The sequence below is a fragment of the Pseudomonas sp. yb_2 genome, from assembly GCF_043103905.1.
Classification (GTDB): Bacteria; Pseudomonadota; Gammaproteobacteria; order Pseudomonadales; family Pseudomonadaceae; genus Aquipseudomonas; species Aquipseudomonas alloputida.
In genome coordinates, this window is record NZ_JBICKH010000015.1 from 103,174 (window position 1) to 115,160 (window position 11,987).

The 11,987-nt window shown below is 60.9% G+C and carries 16 protein-coding genes and 1 tRNA gene; 6 read left to right on the top strand and 11 right to left on the bottom strand.

Features of this window, described 5'->3' with window-relative positions:
• Positions 1-53 precede the first annotated feature (53 nt).
• On the top strand, positions 54-425 hold the full coding sequence (locus tag ACF8FB_RS03410; protein WP_020191349.1) for a MerR family transcriptional regulator: 372 nt from the start codon (positions 54-56) through the stop codon (positions 423-425).
• Between the two features lie 31 nt (positions 426-456).
• On the opposite strand, the gene ACF8FB_RS03415 is transcribed toward ACF8FB_RS03410, so the two are convergent.
• The 3 genes from ACF8FB_RS03415 to adhP form a co-directional block, all read right to left on the bottom strand.
• A complete protein-coding gene (locus tag ACF8FB_RS03415) occupies positions 457-693 on the bottom strand; it encodes a hypothetical protein (protein ID WP_020191348.1) in 237 nt (78 codons plus the stop codon).
• A gap of 276 nt (positions 694-969) precedes the next feature.
• Positions 970-1,176, bottom strand: coding sequence for a DUF6434 domain-containing protein (locus ACF8FB_RS03420; protein WP_392511038.1), 207 nt, complete (start codon positions 1,174-1,176; stop codon positions 970-972).
• 91 nt (positions 1,177-1,267) lie between these two features.
• Complete coding sequence (gene adhP, locus ACF8FB_RS03425) at positions 1,268-2,278, bottom strand: alcohol dehydrogenase AdhP (RefSeq protein ID WP_010954666.1); 1,011 nt, start codon at positions 2,276-2,278, stop codon at positions 1,268-1,270.
• A 435-nt stretch (positions 2,279-2,713) separates the two neighbouring features.
• Between adhP and ACF8FB_RS03430 the strand changes: the two genes are divergently transcribed.
• Positions 2,714-2,908: a hypothetical protein gene (locus tag ACF8FB_RS03430; RefSeq protein WP_020191346.1), complete on the top strand. Its 195-nt coding sequence runs from the start codon at positions 2,714-2,716 to the stop codon at positions 2,906-2,908.
• Between the two features lies 1 nt (position 2,909).
• On the opposite strand, the gene ACF8FB_RS03435 is transcribed toward ACF8FB_RS03430, so the two are convergent.
• Positions 2,910-3,323, bottom strand: coding sequence for a DoxX family protein (locus tag ACF8FB_RS03435; protein ID WP_010954664.1), 414 nt, complete (start codon positions 3,321-3,323; stop codon positions 2,910-2,912).
• A 104-nt stretch (positions 3,324-3,427) separates the two neighbouring features.
• Positions 3,428-3,512, bottom strand: a tRNA-Leu gene (locus ACF8FB_RS03440).
• 199 nt (positions 3,513-3,711) lie between these two features.
• On the opposite strand from ACF8FB_RS03440, the gene ACF8FB_RS03445 reads away from it, so the two are divergent.
• From ACF8FB_RS03445 to ACF8FB_RS03460, 4 genes are all read left to right on the top strand, one after another.
• Positions 3,712-3,987: a hypothetical protein gene (locus ACF8FB_RS03445; protein WP_020191344.1), complete on the top strand. Its 276-nt coding sequence runs from the start codon at positions 3,712-3,714 to the stop codon at positions 3,985-3,987.
• 84 nt (positions 3,988-4,071) lie between these two features.
• Entirely contained in the window at positions 4,072-5,232 is a 1,161-nt protein-coding gene (locus ACF8FB_RS03450; RefSeq protein ID WP_392509513.1) for a nitrogen regulation protein NR(II), read from the top strand.
• Positions 5,233-5,237: 5 nt separating this feature from the next.
• Positions 5,238-6,683 (top strand): ATPase domain-containing protein, encoded by a 1,446-nt coding sequence (locus tag ACF8FB_RS03455; protein ID WP_020191342.1) that lies wholly within the window; start codon positions 5,238-5,240, stop codon positions 6,681-6,683.
• An 11-nt stretch (positions 6,684-6,694) separates the two neighbouring features.
• Complete coding sequence (locus tag ACF8FB_RS03460) at positions 6,695-7,048, top strand: response regulator (protein WP_010954660.1); 354 nt, start codon at positions 6,695-6,697, stop codon at positions 7,046-7,048.
• Positions 7,049-7,087: 39 nt separating this feature from the next.
• Here the strand turns inward: ACF8FB_RS03460 and csrA are convergent, their stop codons facing one another.
• The 6 genes from csrA to ACF8FB_RS03490 all read right to left on the bottom strand — a co-directional run.
• Complete coding sequence (gene csrA, locus ACF8FB_RS03465; protein ID WP_010954659.1) at positions 7,088-7,285, bottom strand: carbon storage regulator CsrA; 198 nt, start codon at positions 7,283-7,285, stop codon at positions 7,088-7,090.
• 253 nt (positions 7,286-7,538) lie between these two features.
• Positions 7,539-8,561 (bottom strand): DNA topoisomerase IB, encoded by a 1,023-nt coding sequence (locus ACF8FB_RS03470; RefSeq protein WP_010954658.1) that lies wholly within the window; start codon positions 8,559-8,561, stop codon positions 7,539-7,541.
• Positions 8,562-8,618: 57 nt separating this feature from the next.
• Complete coding sequence (gene modC / locus ACF8FB_RS03475; protein WP_064492599.1) at positions 8,619-9,710, bottom strand: molybdenum ABC transporter ATP-binding protein; 1,092 nt, start codon at positions 9,708-9,710, stop codon at positions 8,619-8,621.
• A gap of 1 nt (position 9,711) precedes the next feature.
• Positions 9,712-10,392 carry a molybdate ABC transporter permease subunit gene (gene modB / locus ACF8FB_RS03480; protein ID WP_010954656.1) on the bottom strand — a complete coding sequence of 227 codons (681 nt, stop codon included), beginning with the start codon at positions 10,390-10,392 and terminating at the stop codon, positions 9,712-9,714.
• Positions 10,392-11,150 (bottom strand): molybdate ABC transporter substrate-binding protein, encoded by a 759-nt coding sequence (gene modA, locus ACF8FB_RS03485; RefSeq protein ID WP_350298053.1) that lies wholly within the window; start codon positions 11,148-11,150, stop codon positions 10,392-10,394. The genes modB and modA overlap by 1 nt, the downstream gene beginning before the upstream one ends.
• Before the next feature lie 82 nt (positions 11,151-11,232).
• Positions 11,233-11,987 (bottom strand): NAD(P)H-dependent flavin oxidoreductase (locus tag ACF8FB_RS03490; protein ID WP_392511039.1); only part of this gene is annotated, 755 nt, incomplete at its 5' end.

Genomic DNA, 11,987 nt, shown 5'->3' on the forward strand with positions numbered 1-11,987 from the left:
TGATGGGCGCAGGCTAAGGTGTAGAGCCTGCTCTACAGTCAAGGATTTTTAACGTGAATATTGGAGAGTTGGAGCGCCGGAGTGGGCTCAGCCGCCATACATTGCGCTATTACGAACAGCTCGGGCTTATCGAGCCACACCGACAAGCCAACAACTATCGCAGTTACAGTGAACAGACCGTTGCTGACTTGGCTTTCATACAGAGTGCCCAGGGCGGAGGCTTTTCACTTGCTGAGATTGGGGACATTCTAGTGGCCAGGCGGGGGAACACGATCGATTGCGCGCAAGGCGCCGTCTTGGTCGCCGCCAAGATGGCCGAGATTCAAACGAAGATCAAAACGCTACAAGCCGCTTATGTTTTTCTGGACGCGGAGCGTGCCAAGCTCGAAGCCAGTGCTATTGCCAATGGGCAGATAATTCCCTGAAGTTCTGTCCATGACCCTTTTCGATCGAGCGTCAGCCTTCAGGTAAGGTTACACCGCAGATAAATTCATGCGTCCCCAAGCGGTGCGAGCCGAATTCCACCACGTAGCCGTCTCCTCTGCGCTGCGCCTCTGCCATGGCCGTTTTCTGGTCGGCATAAACGTCGACAAAATGCCACGGGTGTCGGTCTCTCAGGACCCCCCATCCGATGACCCAGCCTTCCCGCGAAGGGTCCGGCGGCAGGTGCTTCGCCAAGCTTCGAATGGACATACCGATCTCCTCATATGCACAGGCTCGCCCTTGCAGGTTGAGCACTTTTCTTGAACCACACCTAGCGGGCGTCGGTCTTCAGCATGAAGGATGAGTGATATTTCCAGGTTTCCTCATCAAATATTGAAATGTTCGCAGCCTAGGATTGAACTCAAGCCAATTCCACCATCGAGGGAGTCAGGAAATGGATTATTCCAGCATGGTTGAATCGTTGGACAAGATGCTGAAAGCAACGGCTGCAGCCAAGACCTGCCTGCAGCCGTCAGAGACAGAGCGTCAACCATACCTCCGTAGCCATTCGTCCGCGACGTCACCCATGGTTGATGGGGTGCCACTCTTGATCCAAAGCATGAATCCTCGGTCGAACTTGAATGCCGCCCCGCACTCACTGAGCAGAAACTGACGAACCTTCTGCGTGTTGCGGTAATGCTTGTCCAGTGGAGTTGTACGGGTGATCGGCCCGGCGTGCCAGTCTGCGGTCATGGTCAGTTCCTTTGACAATTGAGAAAGCAGAAAGCCCGAAGATGTTCATCTACGGGCTTTGCTGTGGTTCCACATGGCCTGGCTCGGCCTGTCAGCCTTCGAACTGTATCACCATCCGGCCTTTGATCTTGCCCTCCAGCATCTCGTCAAAGATCTGGTTGATATCCTCGATCGGTCGCAGCGTTACCTTGGGCACCACTTTGCCTTCAGCGGCAAACTGGAAGGCTTCCTGCAGGTCCTGGCGTGTACCTACCAGCGAGCCCACCACTTCGATCCCATCAAGCACCAGGCGGGGAATATTCAGGTCCATGGACTCCGACGGAAGCCCGACGGCCACCAGTCGCCCGCCAGCGCGCAAGGCATCGACAGCCGAGTTGAACGCGCCTTTGGCCACAGCAGTAACGACGGCAGCATGTGCACCGCCGGTTTTGGCCTGGATGACCTTCGCGGCATCTTCGTTGAGCGGGTTGACGACCAGATCCGCGCCCATCTCGCTGGCGAAGCGCAGTTGCTCTTCGTTGACGTCGATGGCGATGACTTTGGCGTTGAACACATTCTTGGCATATTGCAGGGCCAGGTTGCCCAGGCCGCCGAGCCCGTAGATGGCGATCCATTGGCCGGGGCGGACGTTGGAAATTTTCACTGCCTTGTAGGTCGTGACGCCGGCGCAGGTAATGCTGCTGGCGGCAGCGGAGTCGAGGCCGTCGGGTACTTTAACCGAGTAGTCGGCCTTGACGATGCAGGCCTCGGCCATGCCGCCGTCCACGGTGTAACCGGAATTCTTCACGTCGCGGCACAGGGTCTCGTTGCCGCTGTTGCAGTATTCGCAATGTCCGCAACCTTGGTAGAACCAGGCAACGCTGGCTCGGTCGCCTGGCTTGAGCGAGGTGACGCCCGGGCCAACTTCCTGGACCACGCCAATACCTTCGTGGCCCAGTACTACCCCGGTCTTGTCACCAAAGTCGCCATTTTTGACGTGCAGGTCGGTGTGGCACACACCGCAGCACTGCATCTTCAGCAGCGCTTCGCCGTGTTCGAGAGGGCGCAGGCTTTTCTCTATCACGTCCACGCGACGGCCTGGTGCAACGACAGCAGCTTTCATGAGAGCCTCCGTGTCTATCCGATGTGAGCTTGGGTTATCGTCGGGACAGCATAGACCTTGCCGGGCCAGGCAAAACTGCTTCAGGTCATGGTCAAGGTGGGCGCTTCCACAAAATACCTGCGTATGCCTGGCTGGCCTTTGCGGAAAAAAGAAAAGCCCGCGGCAAGGATGCGGCGGGCTGCAAGAACATACGGAGCAGGGCCAGTGTGCCCATCCGGATGTCGACATTTCGTGAAGGTCAGGTCATGAGGCTGTCATCATCTGCAACGAAGTGCGCAGGGTCATAAAAAAGCCCGCCATGGAAGGCGGGCAAAAGACGTTTGAAGGGAGAGCCTGCAGGTTGCGCCGGTCCGGTTAACCCAGGATTAAGCGACCACGCATTGACCCGGCACCCTGATCAGCCTATACAGGCCTGCCATTATCCCAGGAGCCAGCATGCGCGACGAAGACGACCTGCACGAACCCGAGCACGATCACCTGCTTGACCACGAATTTCTCTATGACGACATGGAGCCCGAGGCAGATGCCCAAGGCGCCGAGGATGAAGTGGAGGAAGACGAGGAAACGCTGGATGACCTCGATGACGAAGAGCGCGATCACCCAGCCTGGTTCGACGACTGCGACGACTGACTTAGCGACCATCCACCGAGAACCGCCCGGGCCCGCTTACCGCGAGCAACAGCAGGCCGCCCATGATGCTGAGGTTTTTCAGAAACTGAGTCATGTTGGCGCTGCGCTCAGGGTCGACCATGTTCCAGAATGGGTGGCCCAGCAGCGCCGTGCCCAGCACGAACAGCGCGAACAGAAAGGCCAACGGCCGTGTGTAGAAACCGAGGATCAACAGGATTGCGACGAGGAACTCCATGATGACGGCAATCCCAGCTGCCAGCATCGGGGCAGGGGCGCCGAGCGAGGTCATGTAGCCTACCGTGCCATCGAAGCCGGTCAGCTTGGCCCAGCCAGACAAGACGAAGAGGACCATCAACAGTACGCGGGCGATCAGGATAATGATGTCGCGTTGACCATCGAACAGGGAGTAGCGCATGGCGGCGTTCCAGTGGACGGGGACAAGCTCCACTTTAGCAGCTGCGCCAGACATTGCTGTCAGGCAGCAAAAAGGCGCCGCGAGGGCGCCTTTTCAACGAAGTTTGGTGCGAGTGGCGGGACTCGAACCCGCAAGGCTCACGCCGACAGATTTTAAGTCTGCTGTGTATACCAATTCCACCACACTCGCACGCTTGAAGGGGTCGCAACGACCAGCTCGCTTCTAAGCAGAAGGGCTTCGCAATCAAGCGCGCTTTATAACCCATTGTTATAGTTGAGTCAACTGCAGCGCCTATGATCAACAGGTAGAAGGGTGATCGAACCGGCAATTGACACCGTGCTGTCGTTACGCCACTGTTGCCCATCATTGGATCCAAGAGTGTAGCGTAATGACTCAGGGTCGAGTTGGCGAAGGTGTGGTGCGTCCGCGGTTATTCTGGCGGCTGTTGTTCGCGCAGGTGCTCGTGCTGGCTGCATTTCTTTACATCAGCCTGATCAGCCTGGGCGGTTATCTGTTGTTGCTGGGCTTCGATGCGGAGCACTCACAGCAGCAGCGTATGTTGGCCCTGGCCGGCGGTGGTATGATCATGTTGCTCAGCCTGTGGTTGCTGAAAGTGGCCATGCCGCGATGCATCAGCCCGACACTGGCCGAGCCGGAACGCTGACTGCCTGTAGTCGTTCAGCTGTCTACTGGCAGACACTCCGGGCTACGCTCATTTCCTCCCTCCTGCTGTGCCAGTGGAGTTTGCATGGTTTCAGCTGACTGCCTCGACGCTTCCGTCATGCCCGCCCATCGTTACGAACAGCTGGTTCAGTCGGTGGTGGATTATGCCATCTACATGCTCGACCCTTCTGGCCATGTGGTGTCGTGGAACGCAGGCGCGCAACGGATCAAGGGTTACCGTAGAGATGAAGTGATCGGTAAGCACTTTTCGTTGTTTTTCACGCCGCAGGACTGTGCGGATGGCCGCCCTGAGCGCCTGCTGTGTCAGGCGCTGGAGCAGGGTGTGGCGCAGGACGAAGGCTGGCGGGTGCGCAAGGACGGCACGCAGTTCTGGGCCTTGGCGGCACTGGATGTGATCCGTGATGAAAGTGGCCAGATCATTGGCCTGGCCAAGGTGACACGTGATATCACTGACCGTCGCGAGACGGCGCAGCAGCTCGACGCAGTGCGCGCCCAGCTGTTCCAGGCGCAGAAGCTTGAAGCCCTCGGCCAGTTGACCGGTGGTCTGGCGCACGACTTCAACAACATGTTGACCATTATCATCAGCTCGGCGCGCCTGGCGCTGGCCACCCAGGACCCGGCACGCACCCAGCGCATGTTGCAGCACATCCTCGATGCCAGCCAGCGTGGCACCGAACTGACCCAGCAATTGCTCAGTTTTGCCCGTCACCGCAAGTTCGATGTGGCCAGCGTTGCCCCGGCAGAGCTGGTTAACGCTACGCGTGGCCTGCTTGAACATGCATTGCCAAGCTCGATTGACTTGAAGGTGTTGCTGCAACCGGACCTGCCGTTGATCGAGGTGGATGCCGGGCAACTGCAGATGGTGTTGCTCAACCTGTTGTTCAATGCCCGTGATGCCATCGACGGGCATGGCCGCATCAGCCTGACTGTCGATGTGGTCGAGTTGTTCGGCGAAGTTGAAGGGCTGAAGGGCAGCTTCGTGCGCTTCGAGGTGGAAGACAGCGGCGAAGGCATACCCACAGAGATACTGCCGCGCATCTTCGAGCCGTTTTTCACCACCAAGCCTTTCGGCAAGGGTACCGGCCTGGGGCTCAGCCAGGTCTATGGGTTCGCCCGGCAAAGTGGCGGTGCCATTTGTGTCGACAGCGAGCCTGGCCGGGGAACTTGCATGCGACTGTACTTGCCAATGTATCAGGACCAGACGGATAGCCCACTCGACAGGTAGACAACATGGCACAGGCACTGAAGCGGCTGGTAACGGGGATCGACGGGCTCGACGCGTTGCTCAAGGGTGGCCTGATAGCTGGCGCCTCCTACATTATTCAGGGGCCGCCGGGGGCCGGTAAGACCATCCTCGCCAATCAGCTGGCCTGCGGCCACGTGCGTGGCGGTGGTCGCGTGCTGGTGGCCACTTTGCTGAGCGAGTCGCACGAACGCTTGTTCCAGTACCTGTCCACGCTGGACTTCTTCGACCCGGCGCTGGTCGGTGACAAAATCCAGTTCGTCAGCGCCTTTGATACCCTAGAGCAGGACGGGCTGGATGCGGTGGTGCGGTTGCTGCGCCAGGAAATTGCCCGGCAACAGGCCAGCCTGCTGATCGTCGACGGTGTGCTCAATGCCCGGGTACGTGCGGAAACCGCGCTGGACACCAAGAAGTTCGTCTCTGAGCTGCAGGGGCATGCTGCCTTCGCCGGTTGCACCGTACTGTTGCTGACCAGTGCCCGGCTCGACGAGGGCAGCCCGGAACACACCATGGTCGATGGCGTGATCGAACTGGGTGAGCAACTGGTCGGCAGCCGCGCCGTGCGCCATGTCCAATTGCGCAAGACCCGCGGCAGTGGTGCGTTGTCGGGGCGTCACGAATGCCTTATCGATGAGTCCGGCATGCAGGTCTATCCTCGCCTGGAAGCGTTGTTCAGCCACCCCAGCCAATTGGGTAGTGGCACCTTGGCGCGTATCAGCAGCGGCGTACCAACCTTCGATGAAATGCTTGGCGGTGGCTTGGCCACCGGGTCAGTCAGCCTGTTGATGGGGCCTTCGGGGATTGGCAAGACATCATTGGGCCTGGCCTTTCTGGGTGCCAGCACCCCGCAGGCACCGGGGTTGCATTTCGGTTTTTACGAAACACCCGAACGCCTGCGCAGCAAGGCCGCTTCGCTCGGTTACGATTTTGCCGCGATGGAGAAGGGCGGTAGCTTGCAGCTGTGCTGGCAGCCGACCACCGAGGGCTTGCTGGACCAGGTTGGCGCGCGATTACTGGAGCGTGTAGCGGCGCAGGGCAGCAAGCGCGTGGTGATCGACAGCCTTGGCGCATTCAGCCGCCTGGCTATTGACCCGACGCGGCTAAATGCGTTTTTCCGCGCGCTGGCGGGTGAGTTGCGCGCGCGCGATGTCAGCGTGATGCTGACCTGGGAGATGCGCGACATTTTCGGCGCGGAAATCAGCGCCCCCGCGCCGGACCTGTCGAGTATCGTCGACAACCTTATGCTGATGCGCTTTGTCGAACTGGACTCGCAACTACGGCGCATGCTGTCGGTCCTCAAGGTGCGTGACAGTCACCATGACCCGGCCTTGCACGAGCTGCTGATCGGGCCGCAAGGCATTACCTTGCGCAAGGCGTTCGAAGGTGCCTGCGGTGTGCTTTCGGGAACGCCGACGCCGCAGGAGAGCGGGTGACGGACGAGCCGATGAACACCATCCTGATTGTCGATGACGAATACCTGATCGCCGATATCCTCGGGTTTGCCCTGGAGGACGAAGGTTTCCTGGTGGAAAAGGCGAGCAATGGCTGCAAAGCACTGGAGGCGTTGAAGGAAAAACGCGTGCAGCTGGTGATTACCGACTACATGATGCCGCTACTCAACGGTGAGGAGTTGGCGCGTGCCATCCGCGAGGACCCGGCGTTAAGCGAGTTGCCGGTCATCCTCATGAGCGGCGCACAGGCCAGCCAAGGATGCCCGGCTCTGTTTGCCGCAATATTCGACAAACCGTTCGACATGGATGAGATGATCGCCACGGTGCATCAGTTAATAGGCACCTGAGGCTGGCGGTCGAGCGCATCCATGCCCCTCGGGTGACGCTCAGTGTGTGTCTTCGTGTTTCTCCGGAGCCGGGCTGCCGGCCTGGATGCGTTTGAAAATCTCTTCTCGATGGACCTGAACATCTTTCGGTGCATCGATACCGATCCTCACCTGCATCCCTTTGACGCCCAGAATGGTGACTTTGATGTCATCGTTGATGACGATGCTTTCGCCAACCTTACGGGTGAGTATCAGCATGTAGTTCTCCTTGGTGATGTATAAGTCCGCTGGGCTAGTTGCCGCGGCGGCGGGAGCTTGTCCCTCTTCCTTCTCATTAAAGACGCTTTCGGCGGATAGTAATTCCCCGACAGACAAATTCTGTTGCGTGTCTTCAGTTGCAGGTGCCAAAGCAAACCGTCAACGGTTTGTCGGCCAAGGTGCTCGCTGGCAAGAATAGGGGGGTTGGCGGCTAATGGGAAATTTCTTCGCATCATGGGCTGAATAGACAAGCTCAATGGTCCTCCTGTTCCTCAAGTGCCTGAAGAAACAACAGCAAGGCCACTTCCTCCGGGTCCAGGCCTTTGCGCACACGGTTTTTCGGCAAATTGGCCAGGCGCCCCAAGGCATAGTGCTCCAGAACTGCCGGGTGGATGTAGCAGCGCCGGCACACTGCCGGCGTATTGCCCAGGCGCGTGGCTACCTGGCGGACTATTGCGGCGACCTGGCGTTTGGCTTCACTCTCCGGCTCCCAGGCCAAGGGCTTTAGCAGGTTCAATGCCAGGCTGCTGCCGGCCCAGGTGCGATAGTCCTTGGCAGTAAAGTCGGCACCGGTCAACTGCTGCAGAAACTGATTGACCTCGCTGGAGCCGACACTATGGCGCTGGCCATCTTCATCCAGGTACTGAAACAGTGCCTGCCCAGGCAGTTCCATGCAGCGTTTGAGTAGGTTGGCCAAGCGCCGGTCGTTGAGGGTGACGTTGTGTTCGACGCCGCGCTTGCCGCGGAACTGGAAGCGGATAGTGCTGCCTTTGACCTGCACATGGCGATTGCGCAGGGTGGTCAATCCGTACGACCGGTTATCGCGCAGGTAGCGCTGGTTGCCGATGCGGATCAGGGTGTGGTCCAGCAGGCTCACCACCAGCGCCATGACTTTTTCCCGGTCCAGCCCTGGCCGCGCCAAGTGGGCTTCCAGCTGTGTGCGCAGCTTTGGCAGGGCTTGGGCGAACGCAAGCATGCGCCCGTATTTGTGCTGGTCGCGCAGTTCGCGCCACTGTGCGTGGTAGCGGTACTGCTTGCGGCCACGGGCATCGCGGCCGGTGGCTTGCAGGTGGCCTTGCGGATCGGCGCAGATCCACACATCCGTGTAGGCCGGGGGGATCACCAATGCGGCGATGCGCGCAAGGGTTTCGCTGTCGCGTACCCGTTGGCCATCGGCATCCAGGTAGATGAAACGGTCGCGCCAGCGCCGACGGGTCAGGCCCGGCTGACTGTCGTCAACGTAGTGCAGGGTGCGCGGCAGGGGGCAGTCAAGCATGGGCGGCGGGCCTCGATCAGGTCACTGATCAATGGACAATACGCGCGCTGAGGATGCTCAACCCAAAAGGGCCACCGACTTGATCTGGGCGAACAGTATCTGCCCTGTGTGCAAGCCGAGCTGGTCTGCCGAGAAGCGGGTGATGCGTGCAAGCAGGGCATTGCCGCCAGCATCCAGGCTGACCAGCACATGCGCCGGGTTGGCCGCCGGGCAGCTCTCGCGCACACGCACCGGCAGGCGGTTGAGGATGCTCGATGCGCTATCCGCCGCCAGTGCCAGGCTGACATCCCGGGCCTGCACCTTGACGCGCAGGGTGCTGCCCATCACCTGCGCCGCGTGGGTGATGCGCAGCAGCGGCCCGCTGCTGCCGGGCAGGCGCAGGTCCAGCAGGCCGTAATGCGGGTCGTGCCCAACCACCCTACCTTCGAACACGACGCCGGCGTCGTCGCCCTGGGCCAGCGACAGGTCAAGGCGAGCCAGGGTTTCGCCGATCGGGCCGCTGGCGATCGCCCGGCCTTGTTCCAGCAACACCAGGTGGTCGGCCAGCCGCGCGACTTCATCCTGGGCGTGGCTGACATATATCAGAGGGATATCCAGTTCGTCGTGCAGGCGCTCCAGGAAGGGCAGTATCTCGCGCTTGCGCGGGCCGTCGAGGGCTGCCAGCGGCTCGTCCATCAACAACAGCCGCGGGCTGCTGAGCAGGGCGCGGGCAATACCCACCCGCTGCGCCTCGCCACCCGACAGGGTTGCCGGGCGGCGGTCCAGCAAGTGGCCGATACCCAGCAGTTGGCACGCCTGGTCGAGGCTGACCTTGCGTTCAGCGGGCGCTACCCGGCGCCAGCCAAACGTCAGGTTGCCGCGCACCGACAGGTGCGGGAACAGGCTGGCTTCCTGGAACACGTAGCCCACCGGGCGCAGGTGCGGCGCCTGGAAGTAGCCTCGGGTGCTGTCTTCCCAGACTTCGCCGTTGACTTCGATATAGGCGCTGGCGGCCCGTTCCAGCCCGGCCAGGCAGCGCAGGCAGCTGGTCTTGCCGGAGCCAGAGTGGCCGAACAGCGCGCTGATGCCGCGCCCGGGCAGGTGCAGGTTGACGTCCAGGGTAAAGTCGTCGCGTGCCAGTTTCAGGTGCGCCACAATCGATGCGGTCATTTCAGCTCCAGCCAGCTTTGCCGCGGCGTCCAGCGTACAGCAGGAGCAGCACCAGGAAAGAGAACACCAGCATGGCACCGGCCAGCCAGTGGGCCTGCGAATACTCCATGGCTTCGACGTGATCGAAAATCTGCACCGAAACCACGCGAGTCTTGTCGGGGATGTTGCCGCCGATCATCAGTACGACGCCAAACTCGCCCACCGTGTGGGCAAAGCCGAGGATGCTGGCAGTGACGAAGCCAGGGCGGGCCAGCGGCAGCACCACATGAACGAAGGTATCCCATGGGCTGGCTCGCAGAGTAGCGGCGACTTCCAGGGGGCGCTGGCCGATCGCGCCAAAGGCATTCTGCAGGGGTTGCACCACGAACGGCATGGAGTACACCGTCGAGCCAATCACCAGGCCTGTGAAGCTGAACACCACACTGCCCAGGCCTAGCGCCTGGGTGGCCTGACCAAGCCAGCCGTGCGGGCCAAGGGCGATCAACAGGTAAAAACCGATCACCGTCGGTGGCAGTACCAGCGGCAGTGCCACCACCGCACCCACCGGCCCGCGCAGCCAAGAGCGCGTGCGCGCGAGCCACCAGGCGACGGGTGTGCCGATGATCAGCAGGATCAGGGTGGTCAGGCTGGCCAGTTTTACGGTCAGCCAGATGGCGCCCAGGTCACTGGCATCGAGTGGCATCAGCGTTCATAACCATAGGATTTGATCACCGCTGCGGCTTTCGGGCCTTTGAGGTATTCGACCAGTGCCTTGGCGGCCGCATTGTCCTTGCCTTTGTTGAGGATGACGGCGTCCTGGCGGATCGGGTCGTGCAGGTTGGACGGCACGATCCATGCCGAGCCATGGGTTACCTTGCCGTCCTTGTAGATCTGCGAAAGGGCGACGAAGCCCAGCTCGGCGTTGCCGGTGGAGACGAACTGGAAGGCCTGGGTGATGTTCTGGCCTTCGACGATCTTGCCTTTGGTGGCCTCGGTGAGCTTCAGCCCGTCCAGTACCTGGGTGGCGGCCAGGCCGTAAGGTGCCGCTTTCGGGTTGGCGATGGACAGGTGTTTGTATTCGTTCTTTTTCAGCACTTCACCCTTGGCATCTACGTAGCCTTCCTTCGCAGACCACAAGGCCAGGGTGCCGATGGCGTAGGTAAAGCGTGAGCCAGGTACGGTTTCCCTTTCTGCTTCCAGCTTCTTGGGGGTGGAGTCGTCAGCGGCGAGGAACACTTCGAACGGTGCACCGTTCTTGATCTGCGCGTAGAACTGCCCGGTGGCGCCGTAGGCCGCGATCAGTTTGTGGCCGGTGTCTTTCTCGAAGTCCTTGGCGATGGCCTGGACAGGGGCTGTGAAGTTGGCTGCGACCGCGACCTGGACTTCGTCGGCCCAGGCAGTGTTGAAGGCGAACAGGCTGGCCAGGGCAGTGACGGCCAACTGGGGCGAGCGGATACGCATGAAGACAGCTCCTTGAGATTATCGTTATAGCCTTAACTATATAGCGATAAACCATTGGCCGTGAAGAGGCCATGCCTGCCTGTCAGAATGCCTGGTGACCGATCACTGCCAATGCCTTACCGGCAATCTCCCGGGTCAGCTCACCCGCCGGCATGTGCCGGCCTAGCCGTAACGCCTGCCCCGACCACAGATTGCTGAAATCACTCTTACCCTGCGGATCGGTGATCGCCCGTAAAGGCATCAATGCCCCGCCCGCCAGCGGGAAGCGCGGTGCAAGCTCGCTCATCGGCCCCAGCTCGCGCATGAGGCGATTGTTGATGCCGCGCGCCGGGCGGCCGGTGAACAGGTTGGTCAGGGCGGTGTCGCTGGCAGGCGCGCTGTCCAGCGCCTGGCGATGCGCTGGCGACACCTTGGCCTCGGGGCAGAACAGGTAAGCCGTGCCGATCTGCACTGCCGAGGCACCCAGGGCCAGTGCCGCCAACAGCCCGCGGTGGTCGCCGATACCACCGGCGGCAATCACCGGCACGCCGACGGCATCGGCCACCTGCGGTACGAGCGCGAAGGTGCCTATCTGGCTGGTGATGTCATCGCTGAGGAACATGCCGCGATGGCCACCGGCTTCATACCCCATGGCGATGATCGCATCGCAGCCATTGCGCTCCAGCCAGGCCGCTTCTTCCACGGTCGTGGCGCTGGACAGTACCTTGGCACCGCTGGCCTTTACCCGCTGCAGCAGTTCGGCCTGCGGCAGGCCGAAATGGAAGCTCACCACCTCCGGGCGCAACGCTTCGACCAGCAGGCAGCTCTGCTCGTCGAAAGGCGCACGGTTGGACACCG